Source organism: Candidatus Kuenenbacteria bacterium HGW-Kuenenbacteria-1 (assembly GCA_002839745.1).
Lineage (GTDB): Bacteria > Patescibacteriota > Patescibacteriia > UBA2591 > PGYQ01 > PGYQ01.
In genome coordinates, this window is record PGYQ01000001.1 from 29,372 (window position 1) to 49,523 (window position 20,152).

General features: G+C 27.0%; 17 protein-coding genes and 1 tRNA gene. 14 read left to right on the plus strand and 4 right to left on the minus strand.

The window, feature by feature from the left end; genetic code table 11:
* Nucleotides 1-6: 6 nt before the first annotated feature.
* The 12 genes from CVV26_00160 (at nt 7) to CVV26_00215 (ending at nt 14,425) form a co-directional block, all read left to right on the plus strand.
* Nucleotides 7-2,184: a hypothetical protein gene (locus CVV26_00160; GenBank protein PKL72670.1), complete on the plus strand. Its 2,178-nt coding sequence runs from the start codon at nt 7-9 to the stop codon at nt 2,182-2,184.
* Between the two features lie 172 nt (nt 2,185-2,356).
* Nucleotides 2,357-2,432 (plus strand) — tRNA-Trp (locus tag CVV26_00165).
* Nucleotides 2,433-2,466: 34 nt separating this feature from the next.
* A complete protein-coding gene (locus CVV26_00170; GenBank protein ID PKL72671.1) occupies nt 2,467-3,078 on the plus strand; it encodes a nucleoside-diphosphate kinase in 612 nt (203 codons plus the stop codon).
* On the plus strand, nt 3,062-5,713 hold the full coding sequence (locus CVV26_00175; GenBank protein PKL72672.1) for a hypothetical protein: 2,652 nt from the start codon (nt 3,062-3,064) through the stop codon (nt 5,711-5,713). Before CVV26_00170 ends, CVV26_00175 begins: the two co-directional genes overlap by 17 nt.
* A gap of 3 nt (nt 5,714-5,716) precedes the next feature.
* Nucleotides 5,717-7,759, plus strand: a complete 2,043-nt coding sequence (locus tag CVV26_00180; protein PKL72673.1) for a hypothetical protein — start codon at nt 5,717-5,719, stop codon at nt 7,757-7,759.
* 61 nt (nt 7,760-7,820) lie between these two features.
* Nucleotides 7,821-8,927: an NAD-dependent dehydratase gene (locus tag CVV26_00185; protein PKL72674.1), complete on the plus strand. Its 1,107-nt coding sequence runs from the start codon at nt 7,821-7,823 to the stop codon at nt 8,925-8,927.
* Nucleotides 8,928-8,968: 41 nt separating this feature from the next.
* Complete coding sequence (locus tag CVV26_00190; GenBank protein ID PKL72675.1) at nt 8,969-9,523, plus strand: pyruvate synthase; 555 nt, start codon at nt 8,969-8,971, stop codon at nt 9,521-9,523.
* A gap of 29 nt (nt 9,524-9,552) precedes the next feature.
* The gene (locus CVV26_00195) at nt 9,553-9,819 is read left to right on the plus strand and encodes a pyruvate synthase (GenBank protein ID PKL72775.1); all 267 of its coding nucleotides are present in this window, start codon (nt 9,553-9,555) and stop codon (nt 9,817-9,819) included.
* Nucleotides 9,820-9,823: 4 nt separating this feature from the next.
* Nucleotides 9,824-10,351: a hypothetical protein gene (locus tag CVV26_00200; GenBank protein PKL72676.1), complete on the plus strand. Its 528-nt coding sequence runs from the start codon at nt 9,824-9,826 to the stop codon at nt 10,349-10,351.
* Between the two features lie 8 nt (nt 10,352-10,359).
* Nucleotides 10,360-11,523 carry a pyruvate ferredoxin oxidoreductase gene (gene porA / locus CVV26_00205; GenBank protein ID PKL72677.1) on the plus strand — a complete coding sequence of 388 codons (1,164 nt, stop codon included), beginning with the start codon at nt 10,360-10,362 and terminating at the stop codon, nt 11,521-11,523.
* An 82-nt stretch (nt 11,524-11,605) separates the two neighbouring features.
* Nucleotides 11,606-12,529 carry a pyruvate ferredoxin oxidoreductase gene (locus tag CVV26_00210; protein PKL72678.1) on the plus strand — a complete coding sequence of 308 codons (924 nt, stop codon included), beginning with the start codon at nt 11,606-11,608 and terminating at the stop codon, nt 12,527-12,529.
* A 285-nt stretch (nt 12,530-12,814) separates the two neighbouring features.
* The gene (locus CVV26_00215) at nt 12,815-14,425 is read left to right on the plus strand and encodes an Asp-tRNA(Asn)/Glu-tRNA(Gln) amidotransferase subunit GatB (GenBank protein PKL72679.1); all 1,611 of its coding nucleotides are present in this window, start codon (nt 12,815-12,817) and stop codon (nt 14,423-14,425) included.
* On the opposite strand, the gene CVV26_00220 is transcribed toward CVV26_00215, so the two are convergent.
* Complete coding sequence (locus CVV26_00220; GenBank protein PKL72680.1) at nt 14,420-15,385, minus strand: tRNA (adenosine(37)-N6)-dimethylallyltransferase MiaA; 966 nt, start codon at nt 15,383-15,385, stop codon at nt 14,420-14,422. The genes CVV26_00215 and CVV26_00220 overlap by 6 nt on opposite strands.
* A 673-nt stretch (nt 15,386-16,058) precedes the next feature.
* Between CVV26_00220 and CVV26_00225 the strand changes: the two genes are divergently transcribed.
* Entirely contained in the window at nt 16,059-16,688 is a 630-nt protein-coding gene (locus CVV26_00225; GenBank protein PKL72681.1) for a hypothetical protein, read from the plus strand.
* A 110-nt stretch (nt 16,689-16,798) separates the two neighbouring features.
* Here the strand turns inward: CVV26_00225 and CVV26_00230 are convergent, their stop codons facing one another.
* The 3 genes from CVV26_00230 to CVV26_00240 all read right to left on the minus strand — a co-directional run bounded on the left by CVV26_00230 (nt 16,799) and on the right by CVV26_00240 (nt 19,437).
* Nucleotides 16,799-17,080 carry a hypothetical protein gene (locus CVV26_00230; GenBank protein ID PKL72682.1) on the minus strand — a complete coding sequence of 94 codons (282 nt, stop codon included), beginning with the start codon at nt 17,078-17,080 and terminating at the stop codon, nt 16,799-16,801.
* A 62-nt stretch (nt 17,081-17,142) separates the two neighbouring features.
* Entirely contained in the window at nt 17,143-18,300 is a 1,158-nt protein-coding gene (miaB, locus tag CVV26_00235) for a tRNA (N6-isopentenyl adenosine(37)-C2)-methylthiotransferase MiaB (protein ID PKL72683.1), read from the minus strand.
* A gap of 9 nt (nt 18,301-18,309) precedes the next feature.
* The gene (locus CVV26_00240) at nt 18,310-19,437 is read right to left on the minus strand and encodes a hypothetical protein (protein PKL72684.1); all 1,128 of its coding nucleotides are present in this window, start codon (nt 19,435-19,437) and stop codon (nt 18,310-18,312) included.
* Between the two features lie 296 nt (nt 19,438-19,733).
* Here CVV26_00240 and CVV26_00245 point away from each other — a divergent pair, with 296 nt between their 5' ends.
* Entirely contained in the window at nt 19,734-20,075 is a 342-nt protein-coding gene (locus CVV26_00245) for a hypothetical protein (protein PKL72685.1), read from the plus strand.
* Nucleotides 20,076-20,152: the final 77 nt, after the last annotated feature.

Here is a 20,152-nt window from a genome sequence, read left to right on the forward strand (position 1 = left end):
TATTCTATGTTTAATGCAAAAGATTCTAAAAATAATATTCAAGTTGCGAGTTTTTTAATTAATGATCCCAAATTAACTGAAATATGGGGAAATGTTTATATTGTTGAGCCTTCAAATGAACGAGAAAGAAAAAGGGGGCAATTAATAATTTTAGCCGCTCTTTCTGATTTTTCTTCTCAAAATCCTCAAAAAGAAATTATTGAGCGTATTATTAAAGAAATTCAAACTAATTATTATAGTTCAAACATAAACAAAGAAGAGTTAAACATTGAAGAAATATTTGAAGCAACTCTTCAAAAAGCTAATCAAGAATTTGCTAAAATAATAAGAGTGAGTCAAAGTAATTGGTTCAAAAAAATAAATATATTGGTTGCTGTGGTTAAAAATGAGTTTATTTATTTTGCTCAAATAGGATCGCTTTTTTCAGCTTTTTTAATTTATGAAGATAAAATAATTGATATTATTGAAAAAGTTAGAGTAAATAATATTTCTATTAATCCTTTAAAATTATTTTCTTCTATTACTAATGGTTCAATTAGCACTAATAATAATATTTTTTTTACTTCTTCCGGAATTTTTGATTTAATTAGTTCGGAAAAAATAAAAAAAATTATAAATAATTGGGAAGCTAATTCAGCTATTTCAAAATTTCAAAATCTTCTTAGTAATTCAAAAATTAAAAATATTTTAGCCGGAGTAATAATTAAAAATGTTTCATCTGATAAAAAAAATATAATAGAAAATATTGAATTAATTCCAACCAATAATCCTTTATTTGATTTAGCTAAACAAAAAGAAAAAACAGATAGAATTCTTAGAGCTTCATTTTTTTCTAAAATTCAAAAAAAATTGTTAAATTTATTTTCTCATTGCATTTCTTGTTTATTTTATTTTTTTAAAAAAATATTTATTCATTCAAAAAGAAAATTCTATATACAAAACAGGATTGATTCGTCAGTTAAAAGACAAGAAATACCTAAAGAAATTTCTAATATTTCAACTTTTCCAAAGAAAAGAAATCTATTATTTATTAGTCATTCTCCTTTTGTGTTAAAATGGATAAATAAATTTAGATCCCTTTCTTATTTTAGTAAAATATTATTTATTATTTTTTTAATTTTGGCTTTATTTTTTATATCTAGTCTTATTTGGTTAGCTAGAAAACAAAGCAATGACAATGAAATTAAAAAAAATAATCAATTAATTGAAAAGATAGAAAATAAACAAAACGCCGTGGGCGCTGCTTTAATTTATAAAGACGAGGAAAAAGCAAAAAAGAATTTAGAAGAAATTTTAAAATTATCTAAAGAATTACCAAAAGATTCTCCAGAAAATTTAGCAAAACTTCAAAAAATTCAAAAAGAAACAGAAATTCAGTTAAATAAATTAAGAAATATTATTAGCATTGATAATCCTTTGATAATTGCTGATTTAAATCTTTTGGATTTTAAAAATAAAAATTTTAATTTAGTTCTTTTAAATCAACAACTTTATTTTTATAATCAAGATAATTCAATTTTTAAATTTGATTCTAAAGAAAAAAAGATTTTTTTTGTTTTTAATAATTTGCAGGAAAATAAACAATTTGAAAACGCAAAACAATATGATAAAAATTCTATTTTATTTTACTATAACACTAATGAATTAGCCAAATTTAATGTTTTAAATAAAGATTTAAAATTAATGGGAATTAAATTACCCATTAAAACTAATAAAATTAAAGATTTTGTTGTTTATTCTCAAAAAATTTATTCATTAGATTCAGAAAATAATCAAATTTATAAATACAATTCAACTCAAACTGAAAAAAGTAATTGGATTAAAGATGAACAAATTAATTTAAATGAAGGAGTTTCATTGGCGATTGATGGTTCTATCTATGTTTTAAAATCTAATGGAGAAATTTTAAAATTTCTTCAAGGGAAAAAACAAGAGTTTGCTTTAAAAAATCTTGAACCAGCATTAGAAAATCCAACTAAAATTTGGACGGATTTTAATTCTAAATACATTTATATTTTAGAACCATCAACTAAAAGAATAATAATTTCTGATAAACAAGGCAAGGTTCAAAAACAATATACTTCTGAAAAATTTATCAAATTGCAAAATTTTGTTGTTGATGAAGAAAAAAATAAACTTTATATTCTTGCTGATAATAAAGTTTATGAGTTGAAGATTGAATAATAGAAACAAAAAAACAAAAAAACAAAGAAACACGAAAACTTAAAAAATTATGAATTTTGAATTAATTTTTTTCTGTCATTCCCTCGTAGGCGGGAATCTAGATTAAGATTTTTTTCTAGATCCCCGGGTCTCGTCCTCAGAGGACTCGCCCGAGGATGACAAAGAATTTTTTGCGGGTGTAGCTCAATTGGTAGAGCGCTGGTCTCCAAAACCAGAGGTTCCAGGTTCAAGTCCTGGCTCCCGTGCCAAAATAATTTTATTTATTTTTTTAATATTTTTTTTATGACAATAGAACATCCGAAAAAAGAAAGAACGCTGGTTATTATTAAGCCAGATGGCGTTCAACGATCATTAATGGGCGAAATTATTAATCGTTATGAAAGAGTTGGGCTTAAATTAGTAGCTATAAAAATGCTTATTCCAAACGTTGAACATATAGAAAAACATTATACCTTGGATCCAAATTGGCGAAGAATTACGGGAGAAAAAACAATAAAAGGATATATAGCTAAAGGGTTAACGCCACCATCCGAAGATCCATTTGAAATTACGGCCGTGATTTTAAAAAATTTAAAAACATATATGTCTAGCGGACCAGTAATTGCAATGGTTTGGCAAGGAGCTCATGTAGTTCAAATTATAAGAAAATTAACTGGCGGAACTGAACCTTTGACATGTGATGTAGGAACAATTCGTGGAGATTTTGTTTTGGATTCATATCAAATGACTGATGCTGATGGGCGAGCAATTAGAAATTTAATTCATGCGTCTGGAACAGTGGGAGAAGCCGAAACTGAAATTAATCATTGGTTTAAAAAAGAAGAAATTATGGATTATCGTTTAGTACAAGAACAAATTTTATATGATGTTAATTTAGATGGGATTAAAGAATAAATTTATGTTTAAAAAAGAAAATAAAATAATTGATTTAAGCGCTGAAAGAAAAAAAAGAGAAAAAGAAATAGAAGAAGCAAGAAAAAAAATGAATTTTGGGAATAATTTAAAAGTTGAAATTATAAAAGAAAAAATTGAAAAAATTTCAAAAAAATCTAAATTGAAAGAGTTTTTTAATTTAATTGGATTTTTAAAAATTAAACGAAAACAAATTAAAGAAAAAAAATTAGAACAAAAAGTATCTGAAAAAAATGAACCAATTATAAGAGATCAATCTAAAAAATTACAATTGCTATTAAAACTTTGTAATTCTTTTATTTCAGTGCCTATTTATCTTTTGGTTTTTTTTATTCCTTTATTTTTTCTTCCTTTTACTTTTGAAATTTTTGAATTTAATAAACAATATTTACTTTGGTTTTTAGTAACAATAGCTCTAATAGCTTGGTTAATTAAAATGGCGATTATAAAAAAAGGATTTAAATTTTTGAGAAATCCTTTAAATATTCCTGTTTTAATTTTAATGATAATTTTTGCTTTGGCTACTTTTTTTAGTTTAGATAGATATTCTTCAATTTGGGGAGTTTATGGTTGGTTTTCGGGAAATCTTTTAGAGATATTAAGTTTGGGGATGCTATTTTTTATCATAATTAATAATATTAATGAAACCAATTTAACTATTAATCGTTTAAAGAATGTTTTTTTATGCTCTGGATTTTTTGTTATTTTAATTAGTTGTCTTTCAATTTTTGGTTTTCTTTCAAAAGGAATAGCGCAAATTTCTTGGTTAAATAATTTCGTATCTGAAATTAATTTATCTAATTTTAATTCAATCGGTTCATGGGAAACTTTGAGTATTTATTTAGTAATAATTATTATTTTGATTTTAGGGAAAAAACCGCAAAATTTATTATTTATTATTAATAATTACTCATTACTTGTTATTTGTTGTTTATTACTTATAGGAATTAATTTTACTTTGGCATGGATTGTTTTATCAATTACCATAGGATTATTTTTTGTTTTTAAAATAGTAAAAAAAACAGAAAAAGAAAATAGTTTTAAAATTTATTTAATTAGTATTATTTTTATTATTGCTTTTATTTCTATTTTTTATCCATTAAATAAATTTATTAAAATAGATTTAAATAAAGAAGTAAGATTAGAAAATAAAATTAGTTGGCAAATTACTGCTGACACAATAAAGCATCATCCAATTTTAGGCACAGGCCCAAGCACTTTTATTTATAATTTTTCTAAATATCATTCAGCAGAATTTAATCAAAATAAAAATTGGCAAATTCGTTTTGGAAAAAGTGGAAATTATATTTCAGAATTAATAGTAAGTATTGGAATTTTGGGAATTTTGGTTTATTTAATTTTAATGGGAATTTTGTTTAAAAATATTTTTCGTTTACCATTTACCATTTATTGTTTTCCGGTATTTTCTCTTTTTATTGCTCAATTTTTTTATCAAGGGAACACGGTTTTAAATTTTTGTTTTTGGTTTTTTCTTAGTCTTTTAATAGCTGATTATAGAGAAATAAAACCAGAAATTTTTAAATATCAAAAAATTGGATATAAAATTTTAAAAAATGTTCCAGAATTTTCTATTATTTTAAATTTAGTTATTATTTTAATTTTTTTTATTTTAATAGGAGGAGGTTATTTTGCTGTTCAAAAATATAAAGCAGAAGTGTTAATAAAATATGGGTTAAAATCAAAACAACCGATGGAAAATTTTTATGAACAAAAAATTGAAATTTTAAAACAAGCTTTAATTTTAAATAGCGAACAAGTGTATTATCAAATAAATTTAATTCAAGCTTATTTAGATAAAATTTCAAACGAATCTCTAATTTTAAAAAATCAACAGTCTTATGAAAAAATGAAAGAAACAGTTAGTTTAGGAATTGATCAAATTAAAAAAGTTCAAAAAATAGCTCCATTTAATATAGAAACAGCAGAAGTTCAAGGGCGGTTTTATAAAGATATTGAAACAATGACAGAAGGAACAATTCCTTTGGCAATAGAAGGAGTAATCAAGGCTATAGAATTAGAACCCAATAGTCCTGTTTTACATTTAGAATTAGGGAAAATGTATGCAGATTTGGCGGAAAAAAATAAAGAAAAAGATTTAGAAAAAGAATCTCAAAAAACTATTTTAGAAAAAGAATCTTTTATAGAAAAAATAAAAAAAATGAGTTCATCTGAGTTAATTGCGTTAGCACAAAAAGAATTTCAAAAAGCTTTAGAATTAAAAAAGAATTTTTGGCCAGCTGAATTATATTTATCTCTTTCTTATGAAAAACAAGGAGACGTCAAAAAAGCCATTTCTGGTTTAGAAAAAATAACAATAGACTTGGATAAGGAAAAAAAAATTGAACCAATTGTTCTTTTTGAATTAGGTAGACTTTATTTTAATCAAGAAAAAACAGACGAGGCGATTAAAATATTTCAAATAGCTATTCAAATTTCACCTAATTATTCCAACGCTCTTTATGGTTTAGCAATCGCTTATGAGAAAAAAGAACTTTACGATCAAGCATCACAAATTTTTCTAAAACTTCAAGAATTAAATCCAAATAACAAAGGAATAGAAAGAAAACTTTTAGAATTAAAAGCAAAAAATAATTAAAATATGAATAAATTACTCACAATTTTTATTATTACTTTATTTTTTGGTTTCGCATTTCCAATAATGGCTTTAGTTCCAAATGATACTTATTATTCAAAACAATGGTATTTACCGATAATTAAAGCAGATAAGGCTTGGGAAATTGCTAATAATTATTCTTCAGAAATTATTGTCGCTGTTTTAGATGCTGGTGTTGATATTAATCATCCAGATTTAAAAAATAATATTTGGACTAATCCTAATGAAATAAAAGGAAATGGAATTGATGATGATAAAAATGGTTATATAGATGATATTAATGGTTGGGATTTTATTGAAGATTCAAATGATCCAAATCCTAAATTTCTTTCTAAATTTACTAAAGAAGCTATTAATCATGGGACAATAATAACTGGAATAATAGCTGCTGAAGGCAATAATAATCAAGGAATAATTGGAATAAGTCCTAAAGCAAAAATTATGTGTTTGCGAGTTTTAAATGAGCAAGGAAATGGAAACGACAGTTATATTGCTAAAGCTGTTGATTATGCTGTTAAAAATAAAGCGCGTGTTTTAAATTTAAGTTTTGTTGGAAGTAAAAAATCAGAACAATTATCAAAAGCAATTGAACGCGCTTGGAAAGCAGGATTAATTATTGTTACAGCAGCAGGAAATGGTGATAAAAAATCAGAAACTCAAATACAAGGGATAAATTTAGATGAAATACCTTTATATCCAATTTGTTATAATGAGCAAGAAAATAAAATAATTGGAGTAGGCGCTGTTGACAATAAAGATCAAAAGACAAATTTTTCCAATTTTGGAAAAAATTATGTGGATATTTCTGCGCCGGGAATTGATTTTTATGGAACTCAGGTTTATAATTCCAATGAAGCGAATTATAAAGAATATTATGGAGGATTTTATTCTGGAACTTCAATAGCTGCACCTCAAGTTACAGCAACAGCTGCTTTAATTTGGAGTCAATTTCCAAATTTAACAAATAAAGAAGTTCAAGATTTTATTTTAGATGGAGTTGATAATATTAGTGAACAAAATCCTGATTATAAAGATAAATTAGGAAAAGGAAGATTAAATGTTTATCAAGCTTTAAAATTGGCTCAAAGTTCCGAAGAAATTTTAAAAGGTAAAAAAATTTTTATAACATCTGATAAAGACAATAAAGTATATTTTAAAAAATTTAATATTGATACTAATTTAAATTATCAACAAATAATTTATAGTCAACATTTTGATGGTGGCATTAATATGGCAATAGGAGATATTGATAAAGATGGAAAAGATGAAATTGTTACTGGTCCAAATATAGGCGAACCTTTAATAAAAATTTTTGATACAAATGGAAATTTAAAATTTCAATTTTTGGCTTATGATTTAGATTATAATAAAGGTATTAGTGTGGCAATAGGAGATATTGATGGAGATGGAAAAGATGAAATTATTACTGGTCCTAAGTCAGGCGAACCTTTAATAAAAATTTTTGATACAAATGGAAATTTAAAATTTCAATTTTTGGCTTTTAATTCAAAATTTAAAGGCGGGGTTAATATAGCAACAGGCGATATTAATGGTGATAAACGAGATGAATTAATTGTTAGTATTGCTTCGCAAGAAAGTTCTTATGTGAGAGTTTATAAATTACAAGAAAATGATTTATATCTTGAATTTCAAACAATGATTTTTAATTCAAAATTTAAAGGCGGGGTTAATATAGCAACAGGCGATATTAATGGTGACAAACGAGATGAATTAATTGTTAGTATTGCTTCGGAAGAAAGTTCTTATGTAAGAGTATATAAAATACAAGAAAATGATTTATATTTTGAATTTCAATTTATGGCTTATAGTTTTGATTTTAAAGGTGGGGTTAATATAGCAACAGGCGATATTGATGAAGACGGAAAAGATGAAATTATTACTAGTCAAAGAGAAGCAGGACAATCAATAGTGAAAATTTTTGATAAAAATGCTAATTTAAAAACCGAATTTAAATCTTTTGATTCTGAATTTCAAGGAGGAATTAATGTGGCAATTGGTAGTTTGTAGAAAATTTTAAATTTGTTATTTTCTAAAAACCTAAAAAAGCTAATTTCTAATTTCTATTTTTATGTTTTCTCAAACAAAAGAAATTTTTAAAAAAAATATTTTAGTAACAGGAGGAGCTGGATTTATTGGTTCTCATCTTTGTGAGGAATTATTAAGATTAGAAAATGTTAATATTATTTGTCTAGATAATTTTTTAACCGGTCTTGAATTAAACATTGATCATCTTTTACAATTTCCTAATTTTGAATTTATTAAACATGATATTATAGAACCTATAAATTTAGAACTTTTTTTGAATTTAAAAAAATTTAAAATAAAATTAGGAGGGATACAAGAAATTTATCATTTAGCTTGTCCTGCATCGCCAAAAGAATATCACAATCATTCAATTGAAACTTTATTGGTTAATTCTTTGGGAGTAAAAAACATTTTAGATTTAGCTATTAAATATAAAGCTAAATTATTGCATTGTTCTGATGCGGCTATTTATGGTTCATCGCCATCTGATTTTACTCATCATTTTAAAGAAGAAGAAAAAGGTCACGTTAATCCTGTAGGATTGCAAAGTTGTTATAATGAAGGAAAAAGATTTTCTGAGGCAATGGTTGCTAATTATCGACGTAAATTTTGTTTTATGCCAAATGAGGAAAAAATTAAAATAAGTCCAGAAATTTTTGAACAAATAACTCAAAAAGAAAATTTACAAGAAATTATACCATGGGCTAAAATTGTTCGTATTTTTAATACTTATGGACCTCGAATGAAATTAGATGATGGAAGAATTATTCCAGATTTAATCAAACAAGCGATTTCAAATGAGCCAATGATGATTATTCAAAGAAAAGAAGAAGTAACTTCTTTTTGTTATATAGAAGATATAATAACTGGATTAATCAAAATAATGGATTCAAAAATAGAAGGGCCAATTAATTTAGGTGATCCTAATATTTGGACAATTGAAGAAATTGCTGAATTAATCATTAAAATAAGTGGTAGTTCTTCTAAAATAATTTATAAAGAACGCCCTGATTATATGAGTCGAATAGGTATACCAAATATTGATAAAGCAAAAAAATTATTAGAGTGGTTTCCAGTAATCTCTTTGACTGATGGGTTAATTAAAACTATTGAAATAATGCGCGCTAGTCGAATATTAAAACCATTTTAAATTTTATAATTTCTAATTTCTTTTTTTTAAAAAGTTATTTTATGTTTGAAATACGTATTCATGGTCGAGGTGGACAGGGAGCAAAATCATCTGCTCAATTTATTGCCGAAGCGGCCTTAAAAGAAGGAAAATTTATTCAAGCTTTTTCTGAATATGGACCTGAACGATCAGGCGCTCCTGTTGTTGCTTATGTCCGAATTTCTGATCAAGAAATTAAAACTCATGAACCTGTGATTTGTCCAAGTGTTATTTTGGTTTTAGATGAAACTTTAATAAAAGCCGTTGATGTAGCTAAGGGATTAAAGAAAGATGGAATTTTAATAATTAATTCATCAAAAAATGCTGATGTTCAATTTCGTCATCTTTTTCAAAATATAAAAATTTTAGATGCTTCAAGTATTGCTTTAGAATTTATTGGAAAAGACAAACCCAATACTGCAATGTTGGGCGCATTGGTCAAAATAACGCAAGTAGTAAAATTAGAAAATTTAATTAAGGTAATTAAAAAACATTTTTTAATTAAAGTGGGGGAGCAAGGTGCTAAAGCAAATATAACAGCAGTAAAGAAAGGATACTTAAGAAATTATAAATTATGAATTATAAATTAAATCGTAAATCTAAAATTATGACAAAAAAAACAAAACAAAATTTAATTGGAGGAGTAATTGACAAACCAGGTTCTTCAAAAGAATGCAAAACAGGAGAATGGAAAACATTTTGTCCGATTTGGAATAAGGAAAAATGTATTCATTGTTTGCAATGCGTTCAATTTTGTCCAGAAAATTGTATTCCTGTTAAAAATAATAAACGATTAAAAACAAATTTAGACTATTGTAAGGGTTGTGGTATTTGCGCTCAAGTCTGTCCAATTAAAATTATTAAAATGAAATAAATTTATGGAAACAATTTTAAATAATGAAAAAGAAAGTGAGTTTAAAGAAGCAAGAGAAATAGCAGTAAAATTTTTTTTGGAAAAATTAGGTTTGATTAAAGAATTTAAAGAATTAATAGAAGTTGGGGAGACAACAATAATTAAAGAAGCTGATGTAATTATTTATCAAAATAGTAATAAAAATTTAGTAGAAAATATTAGATTAAAAAACATAGAAATGCCTTTTGAAATAGGATTGGGGGATATAGAAGATAGAAAAATAGACAAAACTCATCTTTCTATTGTGATAGAAGTAGAAGAAAAATTAAAACAAGCAATTCGCGTAAATATATCAGGTTTATTATGGTTAGATAAAAATAAAAAAATAAATCTTGCATTTAATAGAGAGGAATATGAGAAATCATTATTAGGGTTGCTTGATGCTAAATATTTTCAAGAAACATTAAATCGTTATGAAATTGAAAAATTATGGATGTGCGGAGAAAAAGAAAATAAAGAAATTTTTGAAAGAATGAAAATTAAATATTTTTAAAAATATAAATGAAAAATGAAAAAATAAAATTAAATATTAAAGCATTGACTGGAGCTGAGGCTGTGGCTGAAGCAATGAGACAAATAAATCCCAGCGTTGTTTCTATTTATCCAATTACTCCTCAAACACCTATTATAGAAAAATTTAGTAAATTTGTGGCTAATGGATTGGTTGATTCAGAAATAATTACTGTTGAATCTGAGCATTCAGCAATGAGTGCAGTTGTAGGAGCTCAAGCCAGTGGAGTACGAGCAATGACTGCCACTTCTTCGCAGGGGTTAGCTTTAATGTGGGAAATTCTTGGAATAGCTAGTGGTTTACGTTTACCAATTGTGATGCCAGTAGTTAATCGAGCTTTGTCAGCGCCATTAAATATTCATTGCGATCATTCTGATTCAATGGGTTGTCGAGATTTTGGTTGGATACAAATTTATTCAGAAAATAATCAAGAGGCTTATGAAAATATTTTATTAGCAATGAAAGTGGCTGAGCAAGTAAAATTGCCAGCTATGGTCATGCAGGATGGATTTATTACTTCACATTGCGTGGAAGCAGTAAAAATTTTACCAGATAAAATTGTTCAAAAATTTTTAGAAAAATATCAGCCAGCGTATTCATTATTAGATATAAAGAATCCTATTACTGTTGGTTCATTTATTTCACAGCCATGTTTTTTTGAAATAAAATGTCAGCAAATCAAAGCTATGGAACAAGTGAAAAAAGTTTATTTACAAACTGGAAAAGAATTTTCAAGAATTACTAAACGAAAATATGAATATTTTGAAAAATATAAATTAGATGATGCTGAGTATGGAATTGTTGTGATGAGTTCTACAGCTGGTACAGTTAAGGCAGTGGTTGATAAAATGCGAAGTATAGGGTTTAAAGTGGGATTATTAAAACCAATTTTATTTAGGCCATTTCCTTATCAAGAGATAGCGCAAGCCTTAGCGCATCTTAAAGCAGTTGCCATTTTAGATCGTTCAGTTTCTGTAGGAGCTTTCCCTCCGCTTTACAGCGAAATTGTCAATTGTCAATTGTTAAATGTTAAATGTCAAAGTTATATTTTTGGTTTGGGCGGGCAAGATATTTTTGAAAAAGATATTGAAAAAGTTTTTATGGATTTGTTAAATAAAAAAATTAATAAGAAAGAAATTAAATATATTAAGTAATTATAAATCAAAAACCTGTAACTAGTAATTAGCACAGAAATTAAAATAATTATAATTTTCTAAAAATAGAAAACTAATTTATATGGATTTAAAAATATTAACTCAAAAAATTCAAGAACAAAATCGTTTTGTTTGTGGACATCGGACGTGCGCTGGTTGCGCTATTCCAATTATTGTTAGAACAATTTTGTCTGCCAGTAAAGATCCAGTGGTTGTTGTAAGCGCTACTGGTTGTCTTGAAATAGTTTCTAGCGTTTATCCTCAAACATCGTGGAATGTTCCATGGATGCACAATGCTTTTGAAAATACTTCTGCGACAATTTCTGGAATTGAATGTGCCTATTCTTTTTTAAAGAAAAAAGGGAAATTAAAAAAGAAAATAAATTTTGTTGTTTTTGGCGGAGATGGCGGAACCTATGACATTGGATTGCAATCTTTGTCTGGCGCTTTGGAACGAGGGCATAATTTTGTTTATGTTTGCTATGACAATGAAGCCTATATGAATACTGGAAATCAACGATCTTCTTCAACGCCATATGGCGCGAGCACGACTACTACGCCAGAAGGAAAAACACATCATGGGAAAGAAGTTTTTAAAAAAGATTTAATTAAAATTGTTGCGGCTCATAATATTCCTTATGTTGCTCAATCCGCTGTTCATTATTGGTCTGATTTATATCAAAAAGCTGAAAAGGCTTTTCAAGTTAATGGTCCGGCAGTGTTAAATGTTTTTTCGCCTTGTCAATTAAATTGGAAATTTCCTTGTGATTTAACAATTCAAATTTCAAAAATGGCTGTTGAAACTTGTTTGTGGCCTTTGTATGAAATAGAAAATAAACAATATAAATTAAATTATCAACCAAGAGAAAAGTTGCCAGTTGAAGAATTTTTAAAAATGCAAAAAAGATTCTCCCATCTTTTCAAACCAGAAAATAAAAAAATTATTAAAACAATCCAAGAGAAAGTGGATGAGAAATGGGAGGAGTTAAGAAATTATAAATTATAAATTAAGAAACCCCCTTAATCCCCCTTATCAGGGGGACAGAATTGATTAGCCCCTTCGATAAAGAAGTTGGGGATTTAATTAGCCCCCTTGATAAAGGGGGTTGGGGGATTTCTTAAAGACAAAAGAAACCCCCTTAATCCCCTTTATCAGGGAGACTTTACGGAAGAAGGATTTTCAAAATTATTTTTATTTTTTGTAGAACATCCCAACCGTATTAGCTATCCTTGCTAAAATTGTAAAAGCTAGTTTAATATCAATTTAAAATTTAAAATTCATAATTATTTTATGTACCTCCCAATTATTGGATTAGAAATCCATATACAATTAAAAACCAAATCTAAAATGTTTTGCAGTTGTGATAATTCTGGAGAAAATCAACCTCCAAACACAACAATTTGTCCTGTTTGTATGGGATTTCCTGGATCTTTGCCCGTGATAAATAGACAAGCTGTAGAATGGACTATTTTAATGGGTTTGGCTTTGGATGGAAAAATTGCTGAATTTTCTAAATTTGATCGTAAAAATTATTTTTATCCTGATTTGCCAAAAGGCTATCAGATTTCACAATACGATTTTCCATTTGTGCAAAATGGATATTTAATTATCCCTGATTTGAATAAAAAAATTCGAATCAATCGGATTCATTTGGAAGAGGATGCGGCGAAATTACAACATTCTCAAAATAAAAAATATAGTTTAGTGGATTTTAATCGATCTAGTACGCCATTAATGGAAGTTGTTACTGAGCCAGATTTTAGAACTTCACAAGAAGCAAAAAATTTTTTGCAAGAATTGAGACTAATTGCGCGTTATCAAGAAATTTCAGATGCTGATATGGAAAAAGGACATTTGCGATGTGATGCCAATATTTCATTGATGCCTTTGAAAGAATTGGATGGTATAAATGATTTTGACGCGAAAAAATTTTTAGATAAACTTTATCCGAAAACCGAAATAAAAAATTTAAATTCTTTTAAGGCAGTTGAGAAAGCATTGGAATATGAAATACGAAGACAAACAAAATTATGGGAGCAAAAGAATCCTCCCAAAGAACAAACAACGCGTGGTTGGGATGAAAACAAAGAAATTACAGTAGAACAACGGACAAAAGAGGAAGCACATGATTATCGTTATTTTCCAGAACCGGATTTACCTCCGTTATACATTAAAGAAAAAAAAGATGATACAAATGATTCATCAAAAATAATTTTAGAACAAATACGATTACAATTAAAAGAATTACCGCAACAAAAAAGAATAAGATTTATGGAAGAATATGGATTTACTTTAGATGAAGTAAAAATTTTGACAGAAAATTGCGCCTTATCTTATTACACCGAACAAGTGATTTCTGAATTAAGAGAATGGTTTTTTTCTTTTGATAAAATTCAAGAAAAACAAAGAGAAAAAGTATGGCAGGAAAATAAAGAAAAATTGCATAAATTAGCGGCAAGTTGGCTAATAAATCGTTTGGCAAAATATTTATCCAATACGAAAATTAAAATTCCTATTTGTCTTTCTAAAAACGATTTAGAATTTTGGAAAAAACAATCATTAAAAATTTCTCCGGAAAATTTTGCCGAGTTATTATGTTTAATTTATAAAAATAAAATTAATCAAATTAATGCGCAAAAAGTTTTAGAAAAAATGTTTAAAACAGGTGCTGATCCATCAGACATTATGCGAGAACAAGGATTGGAACAGGTGAGTGATGAGATAGAATTAGAAAATTTAGTTAAGAAAGTAATTGAAAATAATTTGGAAATTGTTAAGGAATATAAAAATGGCAAAGAAAGTGTTTTACAATTTTTAATTGGGCAAGCAATGAAAGAATCAAAAGGCAAAGCCAATCCGCAGATTATAATGGAAATTTTGAAGAAGATAATAATATTATAAAAAATTTGCAATTAATTTTTCAGATTGTTTTTGATTGGAAATCCAATTAATTCGATCGTCTTTTTTAAACCATGTCATTTGACGACGAGCATAGCGACGTGTATCGCGTTTAATTAATTCAATTGTCTCATCTAAATTTATTTCATTTCGTAAATACATACCCATTTGTTTATAACCAATTCCGCTCATACTTTGTAAATTCCAATTATATTTTTTTGCTAATTCAGTAACTTCTTTTATTAATCCATCTTTAATCATTTGATCAACTCTTTGATTAATTTTTTCTAATAATTTTTTTCGATTAGTTTTTATACCTAATTGTAAAACTCTAAATAAGGGTTTATTTTTTTGTCTTTGTTGAGAAAAAAGTTTTCCTTTAGATAAGCAAACTTCCAAAGCTCTAATAATTCGACGAGCATTATTTTTTTGGACAAATTTTTCAGTTTCAGGATCTAATTTTAATAATTTTTGATAAACTTTTTCTATACCATATTTTTTAATTTCATTTTCTATTTTTTCTCTTAATTTCGTATTTGGCGGAACTTTAGGAATTTGAAAATTATTAATAATACTAGAAATATAAAGTCCAGTGCCACCAACTAGAAATGGTATTTTGCCTTGTTTTTGGATATTTTTAATAATTTTAATTGTCATTTTTTTATATTTAGCCAAACTAAATTCTTTATTAGGATTAATAATGTCAATCATATAATGTGGAATGTTGTTGATTATTTGAACTTTGTTGTTTAAACTTTTTACTTTTAATTCTTTGACTTCATTTAGACTAAGTTTTTTATTTTTAATTTTATTGGTTCCAATATTCATTTTTTTATAAATTTGTCGCGAATCTGCTGAGACAATCTCGCCATTAAATTTTTTGGCCAATTTTAAAGCTAACTCGCTTTTACCAGAAGCAGTAGGGCCTAAAATAACAATTAATTGTGGTTTTTTTCTTAACATATTTTTGTATTTAAAATTATATTGTTATTTTATTACATTTTAATTTAAAAATCTAATTAAAAGACTGACTGTGGGCGATTACATGGAATCGGCCTACAGGATTTTCCATTGAATTTTTTTACCATTTTGTAGGGGCGGGTTTTATGCCCGCCCTTTTTTTAGAGACCCTACGTAAAATTGTGTCTGATATAATAAAAATTATTATTGACGTATCCGTAGGGGCGTACCCTTGCGTACGCCCAGAAATAAAAAACAAATAATTTAATTTAATGGGAAATTTTGTAGGGGCGTATTACAATACGCCCCTACAAAATGCAAATTGTTATGCAATACAATTCCGAAATTTTTTTCCTTTTCTTCCTTGCTTCTTTTCTTTTGCTTCTTCTTTTTAGCTAATTTTAGCTACTAGTCCATAGACTGTTCTATGGACTAAGAAATTTTATTCCATTCTAAATTCTATTTTTTATTTTTTGTAGAACATCCTAATTGTAGAGTAGTGGGGTAGATGAGAGCCTCTGCTCTCATCTTTTCAGAAATTAAGAAACCCTCTAAATCTCCCTTGTCAGGGAGACTTTTTAGTAAATATAAAATGCTAAATTGTGTTAAATTATGTTGACAATTATGTTAAATTGTGTTTGTAGTTTTTATTATTTTAGATTAAAATATAAATGACTTGTGCGTATTTTTTCATTTTAAACGCACCAAACTAAAGTCAAAAGGAGGTGACAAAGAAATGAAAAGGGTAATAATGACAATAGTCGTAATAATACTATCTGCTCAGGCAAGAGCAGACAGTATGTTATTTACGACTGACTGGGTAAGTGGAACCCAGTCGGTTTCCGGTGGCGGTATAGAGTTTAATTGTACCGTCACTGTCGACCCCAGCTCCACGGAAGGATGCTGGGGTGTGGATTTTTATGGGAGTTTTGAAGGGCTAACAAACCTTCAATTTCCCATATCAGCGTTTTGCGTTCAGAGCAAAACGCTTTTCGGGATTGGGAATTTATGGGTCCCACCCGGAAATTCTTTCACATTTTCGTACGAGATGCCTAACTCGTATGAGGCCGTAAGAGGGACCGCCACCTCTTACGCATATGTTCCTGTTCCTATAGGCTTTACTCCTGGGTTAATAGACCTAGGGGTTGAGGACTCAGATTCTATTTGGGTCCCTCGATTGCGACCTGTTGGGCAACCACCTAGTGGCAATGCTGTTCCCGAGCCATGTACAATGGCTCTACTGGGAATAGGCACGGTTGGCTTAGTGGGTCTTAGACAAAAAGGGGGCAGGATAGGCGCTAAATAAAAAAACCTCACCATATGTGAGGCAAAGGAGGTGATTTTTATTTAAAAAAAGAAGAAAAAATACACGTAGAGAGAAATTCTCCCCAATCTCTACGTGTATTAAATTAATAATTAGGAAAAAAAATCTTCTTCTTTTATATCTGTTACTTTTTGTTCTACTGGATCTATATCTGTTACTTTTTGTTTTAAAGAATCTATATTTTTAAGAATTTCCTCTAAATTTTTTGCTAAATCATTTAACTCACTCCCACTAAGAGTTTTAAGATTTTCAAGAGTAAATTCATTTTTTTTAATAAAATCTTTAATTATTTTATTAAAATCTTTAGTGTCAACAATATTATTTTGTTCCCATAAAAGATTGTAACGTTGTCTTTGTTGTTCCTCTTCAGTCATATAAAATATTTTTTTAAAAATAAAATTATTTTAATAATAACAATTTTTTAAAAAAAGTCAAGTTAATTTTTGTTTATTATCTCATTTAAAATTTTCCATCTTTTCTTTTTTTCTTCTTTAGAAACATCATTTTTTAATTTAAAGGCGACGGTTTCTGCACGAGGGGAATATTGAGAAATAAAGGCTTTGTTAAATTTTATTTTTTTACATAATTTAACAGTGTTTTCAAATTGTTTTTTTGTTTCTCCAGGAAAACCAACAATAATATCAGTGGAAATAAAAATTTTTGGTATTTTTTTACGAATTTTTTGAACAAGATTTAAATAATTTTTAACTGTATATTTTCGATTCATTTTTTTAAGAATTTCATTATCGCCTGATTGGACTGGTAAATGGAGTTCTTTTTTTATTTTTTCGCATTTTGCCATTGTGTTAATCAGTTCATTAGACATATCTTTTGGATGAGAAGTCATAAAAGAAATTTTAAAATCACCAGAAATTTCATTAATCATTTTTAACAAAGAAGGAAAATTTATAAATTTTGATTTTTTAGATGTAGTTTTGACATTTGACATTTGACATTTGACATTTGACTTGTAGCTATTTACATTTTGTCCCAGCAAAATAATCTCTTTGCGTTCTTTTTTAATTAAATTTTTTATCTCTTTTAAAATTTCTTCTGAAGACCGTGAAATTTCTCGTCCGCGAGTGTATGGAACAATGCAATATGAACAAAAATTATTACATCCCGTCATAATCGGAACATAAGCAATAGTTTTATTGGAATAGCTTGGTTTAATATGAAAATAATTAGCGGAATTTATTTTTCCAAAAGGATTAAGGGATTCTTTGACTTTGTTTGATGGACTATCGGACTTCGTTTGAAATGACAAAAGAATTGATTTTAGTTGTGATAATTCTCGTATGTCAAAAATTAAATCCACTTTATTTTTAAATTTTTTTTTGTCTTTTTTTAAAATACAACCAGTAAGCGCAATAATTAAAGATGGGTTTTTCTTTTTTAATTTAGCAAAATTTTTCTCTTGTCCAAAAATTCGATCAATTGCTTTTTGTTTAACAGAACAGCAGTTAATCAATATTAAATTAGCTTTATTTTCATCTAAAGTAGGCTGATATTTCATTTTTTCTAAAACAGTTGTAATTCGTTCGGAGTCAGAAATATTCATCTGACATCCAAATGTGATAATTTTATAAAACATAAATAAAATTTATTGAATTATTATTTCTATATGGTTTTTAATTTTTGGAATTCTTTTTACCCAAAAAGGAGAAAATTTTATTTCTGTTTTTTTAATTCCTTGAAATTGACTAAAATATTCCTCTATTTCTATTTTTTTTAAACCAATTAATTTGTTTTTATTTAAAATTTCTGATTCTGAATTTAAAGTAGATATTCCTTCTAAATGAACTTTAATCAAAGCTTCTTTGGTTTTAGAATTATATTGTTCAACTGAATAAGTAAAATTTTGTAAAGGATTAACTAATTTTTGATAAGTATAAATTTTTTCTAAAAGTTTAGTTTTAGCTTTTGCTAGTAATTTTTCTTTATCAAAAATAATTGCGGTAATTTTTAATTTAATTCCTAAATTAAATTCATCTTTTTGTTCTCCAATTTCAACATCTTTTTTTGTTTCTATAATTTCAGAAACAAAAAGACAGGGGATTAAATGATTTTTTTCATTTTCTAGCGCAAATGGTTCATCAATTGCTTTTTGAATTTTTTGTAAAATTCTTTTTTTTAATTCATCCGTGGCATTTTTAATATTTTCTTTGGTAACAATTTTATTTTTTTTAATACTTTTTTTTATTGGTTTATTGCTTTGAGCATAAATTTGATCTTGTATTTGTTTAGGAAGTCCGGGAATAATAAAATGAATTTCTGATTGAGAAATTTCACTTTCTTTTCCTGGTTGATCAGCATAAATTTCAACTTCAATTTTTCCATTAGAAGGAACATATGCATCGTTTTTAATACGATATAAAATATTATCTGGAGAAAGAAGGCGAGTTGTAGCAATTAAACGGCGATCAATGGAAGTTTGGTTAAAAATTGTTGCTTTTCCAATAGCTCGTGTTTCTATTTCTGTGTTAGTTTCTTGAGAAGGGAAAGTGTCTTGTTCTTCTTCAAAAGTTTCAGAAAAATTAACTAAAAACTCATTTGAATTTTTAGAATCAATAATTTCTTTTGCCAAAATAGTAAAATCTATTTCATTTTTTTGAGAATCAGGATAAATAAAAATCATTGCTTTTGTAAAAGAAAAATAAATAATAACTAAAATTAAAAGAGTTGTGAATGCGATAAAAGAAATACTTATTTTTTTAAGAAGCTGATCCATATAATGAAAAATGAAAATTAATAATCAGATATTATCATACTTTTTCTCATATTTCAAATTATGTCAAAGTAATGTCAAAGCAATTTAGAAATGTCATACCTTGATAAATTAATTAAGTTAAAAGTTGAAAGTTAAATGTTATAATTTCTTAAGAATAATTAGAAAATTTTGATTTGACATTTTTTAAATCCGTGTTTTAATTAAAATTAATTTTAAACAGATAAAATTGATTTAATAATACGAAAACAGTTCGTATATAAACGAGTTAGACGAAATAATTTTTTTATCTCAATAATATGGAAACAATTTTTGACGAAATTTTTAAAGCGCTTGGGTACTTGTTTATAGCGGGTATAGTTTACTTTGCATGGAAAACAGCAAACGACAACGCAACGGGCGGTAAATATAAAACTGTTTTATGGAAAGGTTTTTTATGGTGCGCTGGCATAGCTTTATTTGCAAGCATAACCTTGGGAAATCCTACTTGCGAAGAACGCTCTGATCCTGTTTATGGTGGTTGTGAGCAATATGCTGATGATGGTTATGAACCAACTACTGAACAGAGAGCGGCAAAATTTGCTTATTTCATGACATTGCTATATATACCGGTAGTAATTGGCGCTTTAAAAAAGAGATAAAAAAAATTACATCGTCTAACACGGCATATCTGCAAGAGCTAAAGCCACATTTCGCCACTCTAATTAAAATAATAATG

Coding starts and splice junctions, on each gene's coding strand:
- CVV26_00160 (PKL72670.1), top strand. CDS start 7: ATGTTTAATGCAAAAGATTCTAAAAATAATATTCAAGTTGCGAGTTTT.
- CVV26_00170 (PKL72671.1), top strand. CDS start 2,467: ATGACAATAGAACATCCGAAAAAAGAAAGAACGCTGGTTATTATTAAG.
- CVV26_00175 (PKL72672.1), top strand. CDS start 3,062: ATGGGATTAAAGAATAAATTTATGTTTAAAAAAGAAAATAAAATAATT.
- CVV26_00180 (PKL72673.1), top strand. CDS start 5,717: ATGAATAAATTACTCACAATTTTTATTATTACTTTATTTTTTGGTTTC.
- CVV26_00185 (PKL72674.1), top strand. CDS start 7,821: ATGTTTTCTCAAACAAAAGAAATTTTTAAAAAAAATATTTTAGTAACA.
- CVV26_00190 (PKL72675.1), top strand. CDS start 8,969: ATGTTTGAAATACGTATTCATGGTCGAGGTGGACAGGGAGCAAAATCA.
- CVV26_00195 (PKL72775.1), top strand. CDS start 9,553: ATGACAAAAAAAACAAAACAAAATTTAATTGGAGGAGTAATTGACAAA.
- CVV26_00200 (PKL72676.1), top strand. CDS start 9,824: ATGGAAACAATTTTAAATAATGAAAAAGAAAGTGAGTTTAAAGAAGCA.
- porA (PKL72677.1), top strand. CDS start 10,360: ATGAAAAATGAAAAAATAAAATTAAATATTAAAGCATTGACTGGAGCT.
- CVV26_00210 (PKL72678.1), top strand. CDS start 11,606: ATGGATTTAAAAATATTAACTCAAAAAATTCAAGAACAAAATCGTTTT.
- CVV26_00215 (PKL72679.1), top strand. CDS start 12,815: ATGTACCTCCCAATTATTGGATTAGAAATCCATATACAATTAAAAACC.
- CVV26_00220 (PKL72680.1), bottom strand. CDS start 15,385: ATGTTAAGAAAAAAACCACAATTAATTGTTATTTTAGGCCCTACTGCT.
- CVV26_00230 (PKL72682.1), bottom strand. CDS start 17,080: ATGACTGAAGAGGAACAACAAAGACAACGTTACAATCTTTTATGGGAA.
- miaB (PKL72683.1), bottom strand. CDS start 18,300: ATGTTTTATAAAATTATCACATTTGGATGTCAGATGAATATTTCTGAC.
- CVV26_00240 (PKL72684.1), bottom strand. CDS start 19,437: ATGGATCAGCTTCTTAAAAAAATAAGTATTTCTTTTATCGCATTCACA.
- CVV26_00245 (PKL72685.1), top strand. CDS start 19,734: ATGGAAACAATTTTTGACGAAATTTTTAAAGCGCTTGGGTACTTGTTT.